This window comes from Enterococcus sp. AZ149 (assembly GCF_051714285.1).
GTDB lineage: Bacteria > Bacillota > Bacilli > Lactobacillales > Enterococcaceae > Enterococcus_D > Enterococcus_D entomosocium.
This window is the reverse complement of sequence record NZ_JBIORO010000001.1, coordinates 2,851,596-2,867,782: the sequence shown is the minus strand read 5'-3', so window position 1 is coordinate 2,867,782 and position 16,187 is coordinate 2,851,596. Positions and strand designations below refer to the sequence as shown.

The window sequence follows — 16,187 nt, the reverse complement described above, 5'->3', positions numbered from 1 at the left end:
GCATGAAAGCAGTAAAGAACTTATTTATTTTGATTGGCTTATTCTTACTAAGTCAAGTAGGGATGACCGTATTCAGTGTGGTAAAAATCTATTATTTGGAAGCAGGAGAGCCGAGGATTCCTGCGATGATGAGCTACGGGTTGATTGCCTTGCTTTTGGCAAACATTGGCCTACTGATGTATTTGGCTCGGAAGCTAGGACTTGCCACCTTTGACTTTGGCTGGTCAACGAAGCGCAACTGGCTATGGATCATCGGTGGTTTTGTTTTAGGTCGATTCGTTGCTGTTGGTGGTACCATGTATCTGCAGCATATATCCGATCAAGAGGCGACCGCGAATGATGCATTGTTAGGGGAACTGTTTACAGGCGAAAATCCGCTTTTGATCTTCCTATTGATCGCTGTGGCGGCGCCAATCATGGAAGAAATTGTTTTCCGTGGTGGGTTTATCGGCCTTTTATTCAAGAAATACCCGATAGTCGGGATCATTTCAAGTGTAGCCGTTTTTAGTATCATCCATTCCGTCACCAATCTGGTCGAGTTTTTGATCTACGGTGCTATGGGGCTGATCATGGCGTTGATTTATGTAAAAACCAAGCGCTTAGAAACAGCCATCGCCATGCATTTTCTCAATAATGCCTTGGCGGCGATCGCAATGATCTTGTTAGGTTAAGAAGTCAGCAAAAAACCACCGATCAAAACGATTCGGTGGTTTTTGTTTACTCTGGCAGTTGTCCTTGTTCAAAGGGTAATTGTTCCAGTTCTTCTGCAGTAAAGAGGAAATCGCCTTCGTCTTCGATAGAAAATGCGTCACCTGCTGCAGATTTTTGATAGGCGCGCGCTTTATTCATATTACGAAGATAAAGATCCTTGTTTGCATTTAATTCTGGTGCAGCTAAATTGTCTTCGCGATTGCTGCGAATGACGATTTTGCTTGTTTGCGTGCCAAAATGAAAACCGTGATAACCCGAAACCATTAATTGGCTGGCATTTTCGCTGCTGTATTCTTTATAACCCGATAGACGGCCCGTTTTTACCATTGGCCGATCGATCGTATAAGTGATCAAGTATTCCGTATCTTCAGGCAGCTGAATCACTTGTCCGGTTTCCTGATTCGTTATCTCAGTGGCAGGCAAGTGGTACTTTTTAATAGAAGTGATCGTTAGGTCTTCTTTTGTGAAAAAGACTGGATCGATCCAAAATCCTGCCAGCAAAATCGTACTTAAGCTAATACTGAGAACAGTCAAAAGGGCGATCAATACGAGGCCAATTCGTTTTCGGTGGGTTGTCAGATTGAGTTCTTGGACCATCTGTTTGTCTTCTTTTAATAAATAGTCCAAGGTCAATTCAAAATAGTTGCTCAGTTTGACTACTTGGTCTAGATCAGGATAGCTCTTGCCGTTTTCCCATTTTGAAATCAGTTGCCGAGTGACAAAAAATTCCTGCGCCAATTGTTCTTGCGTGAGATTTCGTTTGGTGCGTTCTTCTTTAATAATTTTCCCAATATCCATGTGTCTGTTTTGCCTCCATCATTCTTCTTATATATTATAGCAAACTCTTTTCTATGCGAACGAGGATCTATGAAATTAACGATGCAACAAAGGGTAACATCCTTTATTTATCAATGTTTCTACTTGTTGCACTGTCTTTCTATTCTGGAAGCTTTCAGTGCTGGTCAGAAAAAGAAAGGTCCAGTAGAGTGAAGTATGTTTGATCAAATTTGACGGAGAAAGGAGAAACGATCGAATGAAGACAAAACACCTTATGGTTCCAATTGGCTATACCCAATTCTTCGCTTCCTTACTGGTGATTCTCGTTCACTGTGGTCGACTGGCAGAAAACAACGGGCTTCATTTTTTGTTAAAGAGTCTCTTATGTCGTTTGGCGGTTCCTTTTTTTCTGCTGCTGAATGGCTATTTTTTTCAAAAGAGCACCTGTTCATGGCAGCAATGGTGCAAACGACAACTCAAGCTTTATTTGCGTTGGTCGATCGTGTATCTTCCCTTAGGTTGGTTTTATTTAGGACAGCAAAATCTTGCCGATCCATTACGGGTCATCGGTTTGGCTGCTGGCTTTTTAACAGTAGGGGTCTGGTACCATCTTTGGTATTTTCCAGCGTTGCTCTTTGGCATGTGGTTAGTAAGGAAAACCCGTTTTCTTGGCTATCGGTGGCAGTTTTTACTGGCGATCAGTTTGTATTTGATTGGCTGTCTTGAAACGTACAGCAGTTATTTAAGTGGACCTTTATTGGTATTTTATCAAAATTATCGGACCCTATTTTTTACAACGAGAAACGGTCTTTTTTATGGGTTTCTTTTTTTGCTGTGCGGGTTTTGTTTAGGTGAACACCAGAAACGTCCTTTTTTCACGAAGCATCTTGGCAGAAAATTCGCGGTCTCTCTTTGCTTATTAGGCATTGAAGGTCGACTGGTGTATCTCAATCAGGGGGACGATAAGAATTTCATGCTGTTCTTTGTGCCGACGACTCTTTTTTTCCTTGCTTGGCTGATCAAGCAGCAACCACAAAAGCGGACTTGGCAAGCAAAACAAGCAGCTGAGGCTAGTCGATTGATCTTTCTGAGTCACCCGCTGTTTCTGGAATCCGGGAAAGTCTTTTTTTCACTAGGAGGGTTTCCGTTGTTCTTTTATACGATAGTTTTAACGGGAGCCTTTCTCGGCTTGAGGAAAGTGGGCAGCCGTTTAAAATCCTATGCTGTTGGGTTTGCTAAAAAAACAGTTGATGAAAAGAAAAGCGCCTAAAGTATTGCTGTACCAAGGATAATACCAAATTGCGCCTTTTTTAAATAGCAGCAGAGTTCTAAGTTTTTCTTCATTTCAGACCCTAGACGTAGGCTTTGCAAGAAAACCTATAGTACAATAACAGCAGTAAGAGGGGAAAATCCCTGAAAAAGAGATCAACACTTGGAGGATATAGTGATGAAAAAACAGACTCGAAAACCAGCGATGATTTTAGCGACTCTCTTGGTATCTAGCCAAGTTTTATTAGCAGCACCACAAGTTTTTGCTGACGAAACCAATTCAACGACGAGCAGTTCCACTGCAACAAGCAGTTCTACCGCAACGACAGCCACTACCGACAGTCAAACAAGTACCTCTGACAGCAGTTCAGATCGTTTGCAAGTCAATGCTGTGGCGATCGGAAATGCCTTGACGAAAGCACAAGAAGACTACACACTTGAGCGCTTAGGCATCCAAGGCGAAACACCGATTTATACGACAAACGGTAATGACTTGATGAAATACATTCCCGATGGTGGCTTTACCGCAGATTGGGCGGTCTATAGCTCGGTCAGAATGCAGACGCTAGAAAGCGGGGCAGGAATCACTGTCGATATCGCGACACCAGATAACATTACCCGCATCACCGCAGCCCAGTATCAAAATGCGGCGCTGACGGCAGGGATCACTGATGCGAAGCTAACGGTTGCTTCTGCTGTACCGATCGACGGTTCCGGTGCTTTAGCTGGGGTTTACAAAATCGTTGAAGAATCAGGCGGCGTCATCAATCAGAATCGAGTAGCTGTAGCTCAAGATGAGATGGATGTGCTTTCTACGATCACCGAAGAGAACAAAGACAAAGAAGGCTATTCCGATGAAGCTTTGAATGCTGCGCAAGAACAAGCGAAAACCGATTTGGCTGCTCAAACCGCAGATGGTACGGAATTGACTCAAGCAGATATTCAAGAGACAGTAGAAAAAGCCTTGAAGGACAACGGACTTGAAGGAATCGTTACGGAAAATCAAATTTCTGAATTGACCTCTTTGATGAGCGACATGCGAGACAACAATATCTTCGATGACTTCATCAAAGAATTGGATCTTTCAGAAGCTCGCAAGCAAATCGAAGAAACCTCTAAGGGCCTTTGGGAAAATATCAAGAGCTTCTTTAGCGGCATCTGGTCTTCGATCACCGGTGTCTTCGGCAATGACTCAAATGAATCAAATAACAGCAGCGAATCAACGGTTGATTCTGGACAATAAGCATTTTACAAAATAACGTATTTCGCTTGTATTAAGAAAAAAGAGAAGAGCGCAGGGGAAGGAGCAGGGACGCTAGTGCACATCTGAGTGCTAACGATGTCCTCTGCTTTCTTTGCTAAAACAGGAGCAGTCTTTATTAAAAGAGAAGGAGGGCAATCAGATGAATTTTTTAGGCAACGTGATTTGGTTTGTCTTTGGCGGCTTGATCGGTGCGATCTCATGGTTTTTGGCTGGGTGTTTATGGTGTATTACCATCATCGGCATTCCCATTGGTCTGCAATGTTTTAAGTTTGCGACTTTGTCATTAGCACCATTTGGGAAAGACATCGTTTACCGTGGCGGTGGCGTGTCCGTGATTCTCAATATTTTATGGTTGATTTTTTCTGGTATACCACTGGCTTTAGGACATTTAGCTAGCGCAGTCCTTCTAGCCATCACGATCATCGGCATTCCATTTGCGGCGCAATCATTGAAAATGGCGCGCTTAGCGTTGATGCCCTTTGGAGCAGAGATTGTGTCTAGTCGTTATTGATTTACCCCAAAAAATAGTCTTAAAAAACCACATTACAGAGCGGATAGCTTTGTGATGTGGTTTTTTTGCGAATATCAGCAAGAGTAAGGGACAAGATTTTTGGCAGGCTCACCGCAGTTGAATTTCAGAACTGAAAAAGTTGTTAAGAAACCAAAGAAGAGGACAGGAAAAAACACACAAGTTTTTTTGCATATCAACCGTGATTCACAAAAGATTTAGCGAAACACAGAAAAATGTTAAGTTTTTTTCTTCCCTTCTCAGGGTTCTTTGATTTTTGAAATGGAGCGCCGAATTTTGGCAATCGATTGTTGTGCTTTGTCTCGATTAATAAACATTAAGATGACATAGAGGGAATCCATGATGCTCAGTTGAGCGATTCTGGATGCCAATGCCTCTGAGCGAAACTCAGTTTCTTCGGAAATAGAGATGAAAACCACGTCGCCGAGTTTGGCTAAAGGAGAAGCAGCATGGCTAGTAATGACGATAATTTTGGCACCATTGTTTTTGGCAACTTGAGCTAGTTCAATGGTTTCTCTTGATTTTCCAGTATGAGAGATAAAAATGCCGCAATCATCTGGCGTCAACAATGAAGCCTCCATCAGTTGGATGTGATAATCACTGCTGTGGAAAACAGTGATCGGCGAGCGCAAAAATTTGTGATAGGCATCGGTTGCCACGATTTCTGAACCACCAACGCCGAAGAAAAAAAGTCGTTTAGATTGATTGATCATTGCAGCAGCAATCTTTAAATCTTCTTCTTTTAAAAGATTTTTGGTATCAGTCAGTGTGGTCATATTGGAATCAAATACTTTTTGAGCCATAGTCAATTCATTATCAGACTTCTGGATATTTTCATGGATCGAAATGGCAGAAAAATCATTTTCCTGCATCAGCATTGCCATTTTGAAGTCTTTAAATCCGTTGTAACCGAGTTTTTTTGTGAATTGAAAAAAGGTCGAATCAGCGATGCCTAATTCATTGGATAAATCACTGATTGAACTGTGGCTGACTTTACTAGGATTTTCCAAAATGTAGTCGGCAATCGCTTGTTCTTTGAGACTTAAGTCTTTATAAAGCGTTTTTATTTGCAGTCGAATCGAAACAGTCAAAGACGGTTACCTCCTTTATATGAACATTATCATCTTTGTATTGTTACGTTACCTCTTTTAAAGAAAAAAAGCAAATAAAAATTATTTTTATTTTTATTGTTTACAAAAAAATATTTTTTTGTATAATGGAAGTATGAAATGGAGGCGCTATCATGGAGGTAGGAATTATCGGACTTGGAAAAATGGGATTGAACTTAGCCCTCAATTTAAAAGATCAAGGTTATCAAGTAAAAGGGCTGGATCTTTCGGTACATGCGCAGAAAACAGCGCAAGAAGCTGGAATCACACTCTATCAAACGCTAGCTGATTTGACGAATTCCTTTAGCGGCCGACGGATTTTATGGTTGATGCTTCCTGCGGGAACGGTGACTGAGGGGGTTCTTGAAGAACTATGGACCCTTGTATCAGCGAAAGATATCGTGATTGAAGGCGGAAATTCTAATTACAAAGATTCGATTCGCCGAGCAGCCTGGTTTAAAGAAAAAGAGGTGCATTACTTTGATTGTGGGACTTCTGGTGGGGTTTCCGGAGCTAGAAAAGATGCATGTTTGATGATTGGCGGGAATGAGATCGCTTTTTTAGAGGTGGAATCTTTGTTTGCAGATGTGGCTGTTTTAGGAGGCTACCTTTACGCAGGGGAATCAGGAAGCGGTCATTTTCTAAAGATGGTCCATAACGGTATCGAATATGGAATGATGCAAGCGATCGGTGAAGGCTTTCAATTGATTGAACAAAGTGCCTATAACTTTGATTTGGCTTCCGTCGCGGAGGTATGGAATCATGGATCGGTTATTCGCAGCTGGCTGATGGAAATCGCAGCGGCCCAATTTAATGAGAGCCCTAAGTTGGAGGAATATCGCGGGGTTGTTGCAGCTTCTGGTGAAGCTAGGTGGACAGTGGAAACGGCTTTGGAGATGAATGTTGCTGTACCGACGATCGCTATGAGTTTGTTTATGAGAAATTTGTCCCAAGAAGAAGACAGTTTCTCAGCAAAAGTCGTCTCTGCGCTAAGGAATGGTTTTGGTGGTCATGAGATTGTTGCAAAAGAGTAAGGAGGAAGAATATGGAACAGTTTAAGATCGCTATAGTGAATTCCAGCAGCTTTGGAAAAATCTTTCCGCAACATATCGAGCGGTTGAAAGCAATCGGAACTGTCAGTCCTTTCACGTTCGATAGCGAAATCAACGGGAAAGAATTGGCAGAAAAGCTTAAGGGATACAACATCATTATAGCAAGTGTTACCCCATTTTTTACCAAAGAATTTTTTGAGTACAAAGATGAATTGCTACTGATCACACGCCACGGGATCGGCTATAACAATATTGATTTAGAAGCAGCGAAGGACCACCAAACGATTGTTTCGATCATTCCAGCTTTGGTCGAGCGTGATGCAGTAGCAGAAAATAATGTGACCAATCTATTGGCGCTTCTGCGCTGTACAGTTGAATCGAATACAAAAGTCCGCGAAGATCAATGGGAAAAACGAGCGAACTTTGTCGGACGCGCACTATTTAACAAGACAGTAGGCGTGATTGGTGTCGGCAATACTGGAAGTTGTGTAGTAGAAATATTGAGAAATGGTTTCCGCTGCGAGATTTTGGCATACGATCCATATAAGTCCGCTTTGCATATTCAAAGCTATGGCGGAAAAAAAGTCGATCTAGACGAGCTGCTAGCAAAATCAGATATTATTTGTCTATGTGCTAACTTGACGGAGGAAAATTATCATATGATTTCCTTTGAAGAAATTTCAAAAATGAAAGATCAAGTGTATCTCTCCAATAGTGCCCGTGGCGCACTTTTGAATGAAGAGGCAATTGTAAGCGGATTAAAAAGTGGGAAAATCGCTGGTCTTGCCACCGATGTCTTAGAGGAAGAGCCTGGTCATAAAGATCATCCGTATTTAGCTTTTGAAAATATAGTTATGACACCGCATACATCAGCTTATACTATGGAATGCTTAGAAGAGATGGGAAACAAATGTGTAACGGATATTGAACGAATCGTTAAGGGACTGCTGCCAGACCGTGCTGTTCAAGCGGAAAGTCGGTTTTTGGCTGTATAAAGGAGAGTGAAGCTCGTGCTAACGGATTTAAAAGTAAAGGTTGGACCGCAAGTTTATCGTTACCATGAAGGCGCGATCGACTATGTGCCGGAAGTATTAAAAGAGTACAAAGTAAAACGACTGCTGCTCGTACATGGAACGGTTTCATGGGAAAAAGCGAAACCAAAATTACCCTTTTTAGAAGATGCGCATTTGGAAATTTTTTATCATCGCTACACAGGAGAATGTAGCTATTATGGCGCTGGACTGATTGCTGATCTTGTTGAAGAACTGGCGATCGATTTTATTCTGGGGGTTGGTGGCGGGAAGTTAGCCGACTTAGTGGGATATGCAGCACATGTAGTCAATCGACCCTTTGGACTGATCCCAACATTGGCCAGTAATTGTGCACCATGGACACCCTTGTCTGTCATGTATAAAGAGTCGGGAGAATCTGAAGGGAAGTCGGAACACTATTTAAGACAGGCTGCTTTTTTGATTACCGATCCGACGTTAGTGATCGATGCACCAGTCTCCTACTTTATCGCCGGTTTAGCAGATACGTTGGCAAAGTGGATTGAATCGGAAGCAATCTTAGCCCAACCACATTTGAAAAATGAGCCTTTCTTGCAAATGGCAGGCTATACAGCAAAATTATGCGAAACAGCTATTTTGACACAATCGAAACAAGCGATTGAAGATATGAAGCGGCAGGAAGTGACAGACGCCTTTTGTCATTTGTCGGAGATCGTTATTGCAGTTGCTGGAATGGTAGGCGGGCTAGGCGATAAATATGCCCGCAATGCAGCGGCGCATGCGATGCATGATGCCATCAGTAAATATCTTCCTGAGAGTCATCGTTTTCTTCACGGGGAAAAGGTTGCCTATGGGATGTTTTATCAATTAGCGCTTGAAGAAAAATGGACGGTCATCGATCAGTTGATCCCCTTTTATCAAGAATTGCACTTACCAATGAGTTTACATCAAATGGGTATTTTTCCTGAAGATGCACAAGTCATTGATCAGTTGGTGCAGTTCATAGATTCAAAAGAAAAAGTACACTTGATTCCAGTCTTAATCACCAAAGAACGCTTGAAAGAAGCTGTTCTTGATTTAGAAAACTATTTGAAAGAAGTTTAGGAGGAGGAAAAATGGATACATTAAGTGTTACACAAAGTTTACTGATTGCGCTATGGGTTGCAGCAGTCATGTCTCGTTGGCTCGGCGGAGGCGCCACACTGACTTTACGTTTTTCACCGTTGATGACGGGATTAGTTGTCGGACTGGTGATGGGAAATGTGCCTCAAGCCATGATCGTCACTGCCGCTTTACAAATGATTTACATGGGGGTATTTTCTCCCGGCGGATCCATGCCGGCGGAACCTTCGATTGCAGCGGCGATTGCCGTACCGGTAGCTTTGCTAGGAAATCTGCAACCAGAAGCAGCGATTGCTGTTGCCGTACCTGTTGGTTTGCTTGGGAGTTATTTATATCAGTTCCGTTTCTTTATCAATACCTTCTTAGGAAAATATACGGATAAAGCAGTGGAAGATCTTAATGACAAAGCAATGACTCGTTCAATAATTTTATACCCAACGCTGGCTTCATTTATTTTATTTGTTCCGCTGGTATTTATTGCACTTTATTTAGGCGCTCCACTGATTGCTGATGTCATCAATGCTCTTGAGGGGACAGTCGTTATCCATATTTTAGAAGTAGTCGGCGGCGGATTGGCAGCGATCGGGATTGCAACTACCGTCTATGTGATCGGTCGAAAAGATTATATGGTCTTTTTCTTCTTGGCCTATTTCATGAGTGTAGTTTTCAGTTCGCTGGAAATTACCATGGTCACCTATGCGATTTTTGGTATTTTGATCGCGTTGATTTTTGTTCAGTCACAAAAAGGAAAATTGGCCCCAGCCCCAGAAACGAATACAGCATCACCATCCTTTGATGATGACGATGACTATGATGACGGGTTCTAATCGATAAGGAGGAGCAGTAATGACCGAAATAATTCAAAAAGCGCAAGGCGCACCGGAAGAAATCACGAAGAAAGATGTCACAAAAGCATACCTAAGATGGCATTTCGCCAATGAGATCCCGCATTCGTTTGAACGGTATTTATCACCATCGCTTTTATACGCCATGATGCCGATTTTGCGCAAACTTTACAAAGACGATGAGGCACTGAAAGCTGCCTACAAACGCCAACTGTTGTTTTTCAATACCCAGCTAAGTTGGGGTGGCGGTGTTATTACTGGGCTGATGTCATCAATGGAACAACAGCGAGCCGAGGAAGAGCATGAGAAAAAAGAGATCTTGATGCAGGATGATCTAATGTACAACACGAAAGCTGGTTTGATGGGTGCTTTAGCAGGAATCGGGGATGCCATCGACTCAGGAACCGTTCAATATATCTTTATTGCGATTGCCGTCCCTTGGGCACAGCAAGGAAGTCCGCTAGGTGCGTTGTTTCCGTTCATTTGCTTTGCACTGTATCAAGTTTCTCTAGGAATGTTTTTTGCCCGCCAAGCGTTCTCAATGGGACGCAACGCAACTGGCTTGATGCAGAGTACAGGTGTTCAAACTGCCATTGAAACACTGTCGGTTCTCGGTTTGTTTATGATGGGGGTTCTGGCTGGAAACTATGTCAAAGTCAGTTCTTCGCTGCAGTTTGATATTTCTGGACGAGAATTTATTATCCAAGATATCCTTGATCAGATTGTACCAGGGATCTTGCCGTTAGCAGTTGTAATGGGCGTCTACTGGTTCTATACAAAGAAAGGATTAAAAGTCACGCAAGCATTGCTATGGCTGACTTTGATTCTGATTATTTTAGCCGGTGTCGGTATTTTATAAGAAAAGGAAGTGTCAACAATGGGTGTAGTAAATTTAGCACGAGTAGATGAACGATTGATCCATGGGCAGGTCATGATGACCTTGTCGCAAAAAAGCGGAGTCAACTCGATCTTTGTAGTGGATGAGGTAGTAGCTAAGGATAAGTTCATGCGGGAATTATACAAAAATGCCGGTAGCCGCACAGGGCAAAAAACGATCGTCGTTACACCAGAAAAAGCCAAATTTTACTGGGATGAATACAACTTCAAAGATTACAACTGTATTTTGATCGCTAAAACCGTCAGTGTGATGTACGACTTAGTCAAACACGGCGTGCCAATGAAAGAATTGAACATAGGCGGTATCGCCCAAAAAGATCCCGAGAAAGATCTCTTGGTAACAAAATCTGTTTATTTAAATCAAGCTGATGCGCAAAAACTCAAAGAAATGAACGAAGCGTACGGTGTGGAATCAATCTATTTTCAAGCAACACCTTCTGCACCGAAATCAACCCTTAAAGATGTGTTGAAGCAGTTCAATTTGTAATCATTGAGCGCGTTCGTCATCTGTTGAAGAGGAAGGCGGAGGGTCTTATAAAAATAGAGTTCCTCCTTCCTTGTCAGTAATTTGTGAATAGGAGAATCCGCCATGAATCAAACAGAAGCATTTCGTGATTGGCTTTTTCGTTATCGATATGTCTATCGGTCGCGATCAACGGATAAAAGCAAACAAAGATTTTTGAAGGCACTCATCGCGGATATCATTCCATTTCGCAAAGACCTTCAGGTGATCGAGTATGATCACACGAAAAAAAACGCCTCACGCAATTTGTATGTTGGTGATCTGACCAAAGCAAAACGGATCATCTGCACATATTATGATACACCGCCAGAGCATTTCGGCGATTACCATTTTTTTGATCGGCAAGAGCAAGGCCGTAAAACAAATCAATTTATTCTGACTGCTTCAGCAGTGATGATTCTTTTAGGGTTGTTAGGTACCTGGCTTTATATCCACTTTGCCTCAGGGAGATTTCCCTTATTGTCTTGGCAAACAGCGCTTTTTGCTTCAGGGGTCGGTATTTATTTTCTGCTATTAAATCGCGTAAGCCGCGGGGCAGGATTTCAGCAAAATCTAACCCGCAATACCTCCTCTATCTTAGCGCTGCTGTCCCTAATCAGTCAAAACAGTCAAACAACGACGGCCTTCGCATTTCTTGATGAAGGAAGTTACGGAGAACGCGGGTTGGAAGTGTTACGTGATTCAGTAAGGCCGAATGCGAAGATTTATTATTTAGATTCTATTGGTGCCGATGCTCCGATTCGAGCTATCGGCAAGCAATTCAATGAAGGGCAACTCCAGCAGTTGTCAATCGAACACAGTAGTGAAGCAATGGGCAGCATCAACTATCTGTTTTGTGCAGAAAAGCAACAGGATCAGACGTATGTGTTGCCTAAAAAACAATTAAAGCAAAAAGAGCTGAATAGTAGGAATATGCAAAAAGTCCTTGCGTTATTTGGTTAGGAAGCGAAAAAGGAGGAACAACATTTGTTAGGAATCGTATTGGCAACTCACGGACAGCTGAGTACTGGTTTTAAAGATGCCGCAGAGGTGATCATGGGCAGTGTCGAAAATATTGCGGTCGTTAATTTGAACCACGGAGAGGATATTCAACTTCTGGGAAACAAAATCCATGAAGCAATCCATGAAACAGATCAAGGGGACGGTGTCGTGGTGTTTGCTGATCTATTGAGTGCCAGTCCCTACAATCAGTCGGTTGTAACGATCAATCAATTAGATGAACCACTTCAGGAAAAGACGTATGTGATCGGCGGAGTGAATCTACCGATGGTATTAGAAGCAATCAATCATCAATTTTTGGCGACACCGATTGAACAGGCGGTGGCAGCAGTGATCCAGCAAGGAGAAAACAGTGTAGCGATTTGGCACAATTCTTCAGCAGGTGATAGTAGCGAAGAAACTGATGAGGACGATGATTTTTAAAAACGAAAGGGTGACAGCAAATGCAATGGGGGTTTCGATGGTACGGGGAAGGGGATACGATCCCGTTAACGAATATTCGACAAATTCCAGGAATGCACGGCATTGTAGGAACACTTCTGAATAAAATGCCCGGAGATGTCTGGGAGATTTCCGAAATCAACGCACTAAAAGCATCAATTGAAAAAGAGCATCTTTCGCTATTAGGGATTGAGAGTGTCGCGATCCACGATGCGATCAAAGCTGGAACAGAGGAACGGGATCACTACATCGATCAATATATTCAAACGATTCGGAATTTAGCAGCTTGTGATGTACATATGATCTGCTATAGCTTCAAACCGATCTTCGGCTGGGCAAAAACAAACCTATTTTATCAAAACGAGGATGGCAGCTTCTCCTTGCTCTATGATCAAGCCGTTGTGGATGATATGGAACCTAGTGAGATGTATACGCTAATCCATAGCCAATCAAAAGGCTTTAAATTGCCAGGCTGGGAAGAAGAACGACTGAAAAAGTTCCAGCGTTTGATGGCAACTTATGAAGGGGTCACTCAAGAGATCCTCTTTGATAACTTAAGCTATTTCTTAAAGCGGATCATTCCTGTGTGTGAAGAAGTAGATGTGAAAATGGCGATCCATCCGGACGATCCACCTTGGGAAATTTTTGGTTTGCCACGGATCACCAAAAATTTAGAGGACTTGAAAAAAATCATGGCCATCGTGGATTCGCCTTATAATGGGGTGACGTTGTGCACCGGTTCGTTAGGTGCCGATCCAGAAAACGACATGGTGGAGATCGTTCATGGCTTAAAAGGCCGCATCAACTTTGTTCATTTTCGCAATGTGTTGTTTATGGGGGAACGCAAATTTAAAGAATCTGCCCATCTTTCCACTGAAGGATCGTTAGATATGTATGCCATTATGAAAGCCTTGGTTGAGGTCGGTTTTGATGGTGTCATCCGTCCTGATCACGGGCGGACGATCTGGGGGGAAGTGGCGATGCCAGGCTATGGTCTGTATGATCGCGCGATTGGTATCAGTTATCTTCAAGGGCTTCATGAAGCCGTCTTGAAAGAGCAAATGCAATCGAGGGGAACGAAGGGAGGAGAGAGCGTATGACACTCTATGAACAATTGGCAAAAACAAGGGTGTTGCCTCTTTACACTGCAACAGACCTTACCTATTTGCCAGTAGTAGAATCACTGCTGATTGAGCATGAACTGTATTTTATTGAAGTGACCTTCCGCAGTGACCTTGCTTTAGAAGCGATTGAAAAACTCTCTCAATCGGGCAAATTGATCGTAGGCGCAGGCACGGTCCGCACCTTAGAACAAGCGAAAGCAGCGGTTGAGAAAGGGGCGCGCTTTATTGTTTCCCCTGCTCTTATACCTGATGTGGTGGAATTTTGTCTTGCCGAAAACATTCCAGTGTTTCCAGGGACAGCTACCCCCAATGACATTCAACGGGCAACGGATTATGGCTTATCAGTTGTGAAATTTTTCCCTGCGGATATCTACGGGGGCTTGTCGGCAATCAAAGCCCTCAGTGGTCCGTTTTACGATATTCGATTTGTCCCAACTGGCGGAATCACTCTCGAAAATGTTCAAGACTATTTATCTGATCCGCAAGTATTAGCGGTTGGCGGCTCCTTCATTCTGTCAGAAGCGCTAGTAAAAGAAGGGCGGGAAAAGGCTGACAGCCATTTGGCGCATGTAAAATCATTGCTAAGTTGAGCAGTCAGCTGTATATAAACAAGATGAAGCAATGGGTGCCAAAGGATTTTGGTACCATTGCTTTTTTATTCGCAGAAAAGCAAAGGAGGCCATAGGATGGAGAAGATAAAACTGGTGATTTTTGATATGGACGGTTTGATGTTTGAAACTGGTCGGTTAGCTTACCGCGCCTATTTAAGAGCCGCGGAGGAGTATGATTTTGAAGTTTGCCAAGATGTTTATTATTACCTGACTGGCAGAACGGAAGCAGATATTCGTAAAGGGATGCAGGAACTCTATGGCAGTACGGTACCAACGGATAGGTGGCGAGAAGCGATGAATCGTCAGAAAGAAGTGATTTTAGCTGAAGAAAAACGGGTGTTCAAAAAGCCCGGCCTTCTTGAACTATTGGAAGCATTAAAAAAACAAGATTGCTTGATAGCCGTGGCGTCCTCTTCGTCGAAAGAAAAAATCAAGGCGTATTTTGAAATGGAACAGATGCCAGATTGGTTTGATACGGTGGTTTCTGGGGATCAAGTGCGAAAGGGCAAACCTGATCCAGAAATCTTTCTGACAGCATGCCAACAATTAGGCGTAAAGCCTGAAGCAGCCTTGGTATTAGAAGATTCTCTAGCCGGCATAAGAGCCGCAAAACAAGCCAAGATCCCAGCTTTTCTGATTGCGGATGATTTGAGTATTTTGCCAGTCAAGAAAAATGGGAAGTATCCTTTGCTTAAACAGCCAAAACTTGAGCAAGAAGTAGCTGCACAGGTGAAAACTTTTTCTGATCTGACGGAAGTCAGAGACTGGCTAGTCGTGAATCATTTTTCTTGGCCTTGATCGATGTTCCAAGAAGCTTCGATAAAGCAAACGGCATTAAGCAAGAACATACGGTGCTATAAATCAGGCATAGCGTTGCGGAATCGGTAAAACAACAAAGGTTCATTTTGGCAATTGGTCTTTTCCTGCTCATTTCTCTATGAAGAAGGGGAGAGTTAGAATGTTTTTCACTACTTTCTGGGAACGTGGCAAAAGGCTGACTAGAAAAACGAGTAAGATTGTAGCAGCTCACTTTATAGGTAAGTGAAGCTGCTTTTTTGCGCTATTCCTTCAGCAACGAAAAATGAGCATTGTGTGTTAAGCGGTATTCTTTCGGAGTCAGTGAGGTCAAAGCTTTGAAATTTCGATTGAAGGTTCGCACATTTTGAAAGCCAGCCTGTTCTGCTACTTCCGTAATCGGCAAGAGACTATGAGTCAGCAAAAAAGAGGCATGGCGAATTCTTGCTTGATTCAAAAGCCGAGGAAAGGTGCTTTTCAATTTCTCAGTGATCATTCTGGAAACGTAGACGCTACTATAACCGATACTGCTGCTTAGTTTTTCGAGCGTCAGCTCTTCTTTGAAGTGTGACTCGATATAGGCAAGCAGCTGGATCAGGATATCCTCTTGGTTTTTGGCTGGTAGTAAAGTCGTTTGGTGCTCAAAAAGGTAAAGGACTTGATACAGTGCCGATTTTCGTAAATAGAGGGAATCCGTTTCAAATAAAGGATAATACAGCTGATTTGCGACAGACGAATCAATGGTGATAACGGGATCTGACAAAGCGAAATCTTTGGTTTTGGCATAAAAATCTGGAATAAACTCCGGCGAAAAAACCAGAATATGCAGTTGTGATTCCTTAGGGGTTTCGATGGCATGGGTCTGGTAAGGCATGACTAATAACACTTGGCCAGTTGTAAGGACATAGGGACTTTCTTCGATTTTGACAACCGCTTCGCCGTCACTACAAAAAAGCAATTCAAAGGAACGATGAAAATGTTCCATGTAATTAAGCGAGTAGGGATGGTAACTGGAAACGCCTAGGTATTCGCCGAAATGGTATTCTTCTAAAATAGTCACGCGATCTATCCTCCATTTTTTGTCTATCGATGTGTGGAAATCGTCCTGT

Annotated in this window: 18 protein-coding genes; 15 read left to right on the top strand and 3 right to left on the bottom strand. The window is 42.7% G+C overall.

What is annotated here, in order from left to right; all coding sequences use genetic code 11:
• Positions 1-2: 2 nt before the first annotated feature.
• Positions 3-671 (top strand): CPBP family intramembrane glutamic endopeptidase, encoded by a 669-nt coding sequence (locus tag IGI94_RS13245; protein WP_144330908.1) that lies wholly within the window; start codon positions 3-5, stop codon positions 669-671.
• Positions 672-717: 46 nt separating this feature from the next.
• Here IGI94_RS13245 and IGI94_RS13240 read toward each other — a convergent pair whose 3' ends face one another.
• Positions 718-1,509: a helix-turn-helix domain-containing protein gene (locus IGI94_RS13240; protein ID WP_438899866.1), complete on the bottom strand. Its 792-nt coding sequence runs from the start codon at positions 1,507-1,509 to the stop codon at positions 718-720.
• 235 nt (positions 1,510-1,744) lie between these two features.
• On the opposite strand from IGI94_RS13240, the gene IGI94_RS13235 reads away from it, so the two are divergent.
• From IGI94_RS13235 to IGI94_RS13225, 3 genes are all read left to right on the top strand, one after another.
• Complete coding sequence (locus IGI94_RS13235) at positions 1,745-2,758, top strand: acyltransferase family protein (protein WP_144330909.1); 1,014 nt, start codon at positions 1,745-1,747, stop codon at positions 2,756-2,758.
• A gap of 177 nt (positions 2,759-2,935) precedes the next feature.
• Complete coding sequence (locus tag IGI94_RS13230; protein ID WP_008380562.1) at positions 2,936-4,000, top strand: DUF1002 domain-containing protein; 1,065 nt, start codon at positions 2,936-2,938, stop codon at positions 3,998-4,000.
• A 160-nt stretch (positions 4,001-4,160) separates the two neighbouring features.
• Positions 4,161-4,532 (top strand): YccF domain-containing protein, encoded by a 372-nt coding sequence (locus IGI94_RS13225; RefSeq protein ID WP_008380564.1) that lies wholly within the window; start codon positions 4,161-4,163, stop codon positions 4,530-4,532.
• A gap of 257 nt (positions 4,533-4,789) precedes the next feature.
• On the opposite strand, the gene IGI94_RS13220 is transcribed toward IGI94_RS13225, so the two are convergent.
• Complete coding sequence (locus IGI94_RS13220) at positions 4,790-5,641, bottom strand: MurR/RpiR family transcriptional regulator (RefSeq protein ID WP_429960215.1); 852 nt, start codon at positions 5,639-5,641, stop codon at positions 4,790-4,792.
• Positions 5,642-5,793: 152 nt separating this feature from the next.
• On the opposite strand from IGI94_RS13220, the gene gnd reads away from it, so the two are divergent.
• The 11 genes from gnd (at position 5,794) to IGI94_RS13165 (ending at position 15,081) form a co-directional block, all read left to right on the top strand.
• Positions 5,794-6,693, top strand: a complete 900-nt coding sequence (gene gnd / locus IGI94_RS13215; protein WP_008380568.1) for a phosphogluconate dehydrogenase (NAD(+)-dependent, decarboxylating) — start codon at positions 5,794-5,796, stop codon at positions 6,691-6,693.
• 11 nt (positions 6,694-6,704) lie between these two features.
• Positions 6,705-7,706, top strand: a complete 1,002-nt coding sequence (locus IGI94_RS13210) for a D-isomer specific 2-hydroxyacid dehydrogenase family protein (RefSeq protein WP_016612775.1) — start codon at positions 6,705-6,707, stop codon at positions 7,704-7,706.
• A 15-nt stretch (positions 7,707-7,721) separates the two neighbouring features.
• Positions 7,722-8,825 (top strand): iron-containing alcohol dehydrogenase family protein, encoded by a 1,104-nt coding sequence (locus IGI94_RS13205; RefSeq protein ID WP_034872125.1) that lies wholly within the window; start codon positions 7,722-7,724, stop codon positions 8,823-8,825.
• An 11-nt stretch (positions 8,826-8,836) separates the two neighbouring features.
• Positions 8,837-9,670: a PTS mannose/fructose/sorbose/N-acetylgalactosamine transporter subunit IIC gene (locus tag IGI94_RS13200; protein WP_008380575.1), complete on the top strand. Its 834-nt coding sequence runs from the start codon at positions 8,837-8,839 to the stop codon at positions 9,668-9,670.
• 19 nt (positions 9,671-9,689) lie between these two features.
• Entirely contained in the window at positions 9,690-10,547 is an 858-nt protein-coding gene (locus IGI94_RS13195) for a PTS system mannose/fructose/sorbose family transporter subunit IID (protein WP_008380577.1), read from the top strand.
• A gap of 18 nt (positions 10,548-10,565) precedes the next feature.
• Complete coding sequence (locus IGI94_RS13190; RefSeq protein WP_005228434.1) at positions 10,566-11,072, top strand: PTS system mannose/fructose/N-acetylgalactosamine-transporter subunit IIB; 507 nt, start codon at positions 10,566-10,568, stop codon at positions 11,070-11,072.
• Between the two features lie 102 nt (positions 11,073-11,174).
• Complete coding sequence (locus tag IGI94_RS13185; protein ID WP_008380581.1) at positions 11,175-12,050, top strand: hypothetical protein; 876 nt, start codon at positions 11,175-11,177, stop codon at positions 12,048-12,050.
• Between the two features lie 24 nt (positions 12,051-12,074).
• Entirely contained in the window at positions 12,075-12,530 is a 456-nt protein-coding gene (locus IGI94_RS13180; protein WP_008380583.1) for a PTS sugar transporter subunit IIA, read from the top strand.
• A 20-nt stretch (positions 12,531-12,550) separates the two neighbouring features.
• Entirely contained in the window at positions 12,551-13,648 is a 1,098-nt protein-coding gene (gene uxuA / locus IGI94_RS13175; RefSeq protein WP_005234052.1) for a mannonate dehydratase, read from the top strand.
• A complete protein-coding gene (locus tag IGI94_RS13170; RefSeq protein WP_438899864.1) occupies positions 13,645-14,262 on the top strand; it encodes a bifunctional 4-hydroxy-2-oxoglutarate aldolase/2-dehydro-3-deoxy-phosphogluconate aldolase in 618 nt (205 codons plus the stop codon). The genes uxuA and IGI94_RS13170 overlap by 4 nt, the downstream gene beginning before the upstream one ends.
• Before the next feature lie 96 nt (positions 14,263-14,358).
• Positions 14,359-15,081, top strand: coding sequence for an HAD family hydrolase (locus IGI94_RS13165; RefSeq protein ID WP_438899863.1), 723 nt, complete (start codon positions 14,359-14,361; stop codon positions 15,079-15,081).
• 262 nt (positions 15,082-15,343) lie between these two features.
• On the opposite strand, the gene IGI94_RS13160 is transcribed toward IGI94_RS13165, so the two are convergent.
• Positions 15,344-16,138: an AraC family transcriptional regulator gene (locus tag IGI94_RS13160; protein WP_008380589.1), complete on the bottom strand. Its 795-nt coding sequence runs from the start codon at positions 16,136-16,138 to the stop codon at positions 15,344-15,346.
• Between the last annotated feature and the right edge of the window lie 49 nt (positions 16,139-16,187).

Coding starts and splice junctions, on each gene's coding strand:
- IGI94_RS13245 (WP_144330908.1), top strand. CDS start 3: ATGAAAGCAGTAAAGAACTTATTTATTTTGATTGGCTTATTCTTACTA.
- IGI94_RS13240 (WP_438899866.1), bottom strand. CDS start 1,509: ATGGATATTGGGAAAATTATTAAAGAAGAACGCACCAAACGAAATCTC.
- IGI94_RS13235 (WP_144330909.1), top strand. CDS start 1,745: ATGAAGACAAAACACCTTATGGTTCCAATTGGCTATACCCAATTCTTC.
- IGI94_RS13230 (WP_008380562.1), top strand. CDS start 2,936: ATGAAAAAACAGACTCGAAAACCAGCGATGATTTTAGCGACTCTCTTG.
- IGI94_RS13225 (WP_008380564.1), top strand. CDS start 4,161: ATGAATTTTTTAGGCAACGTGATTTGGTTTGTCTTTGGCGGCTTGATC.
- gnd (WP_008380568.1), top strand. CDS start 5,794: ATGGAGGTAGGAATTATCGGACTTGGAAAAATGGGATTGAACTTAGCC.
- IGI94_RS13210 (WP_016612775.1), top strand. CDS start 6,705: ATGGAACAGTTTAAGATCGCTATAGTGAATTCCAGCAGCTTTGGAAAA.
- IGI94_RS13200 (WP_008380575.1), top strand. CDS start 8,837: ATGGATACATTAAGTGTTACACAAAGTTTACTGATTGCGCTATGGGTT.
- IGI94_RS13195 (WP_008380577.1), top strand. CDS start 9,690: ATGACCGAAATAATTCAAAAAGCGCAAGGCGCACCGGAAGAAATCACG.
- IGI94_RS13190 (WP_005228434.1), top strand. CDS start 10,566: ATGGGTGTAGTAAATTTAGCACGAGTAGATGAACGATTGATCCATGGG.
- IGI94_RS13185 (WP_008380581.1), top strand. CDS start 11,175: ATGAATCAAACAGAAGCATTTCGTGATTGGCTTTTTCGTTATCGATAT.
- uxuA (WP_005234052.1), top strand. CDS start 12,551: ATGCAATGGGGGTTTCGATGGTACGGGGAAGGGGATACGATCCCGTTA.
- IGI94_RS13170 (WP_438899864.1), top strand. CDS start 13,645: ATGACACTCTATGAACAATTGGCAAAAACAAGGGTGTTGCCTCTTTAC.
- IGI94_RS13165 (WP_438899863.1), top strand. CDS start 14,359: ATGGAGAAGATAAAACTGGTGATTTTTGATATGGACGGTTTGATGTTT.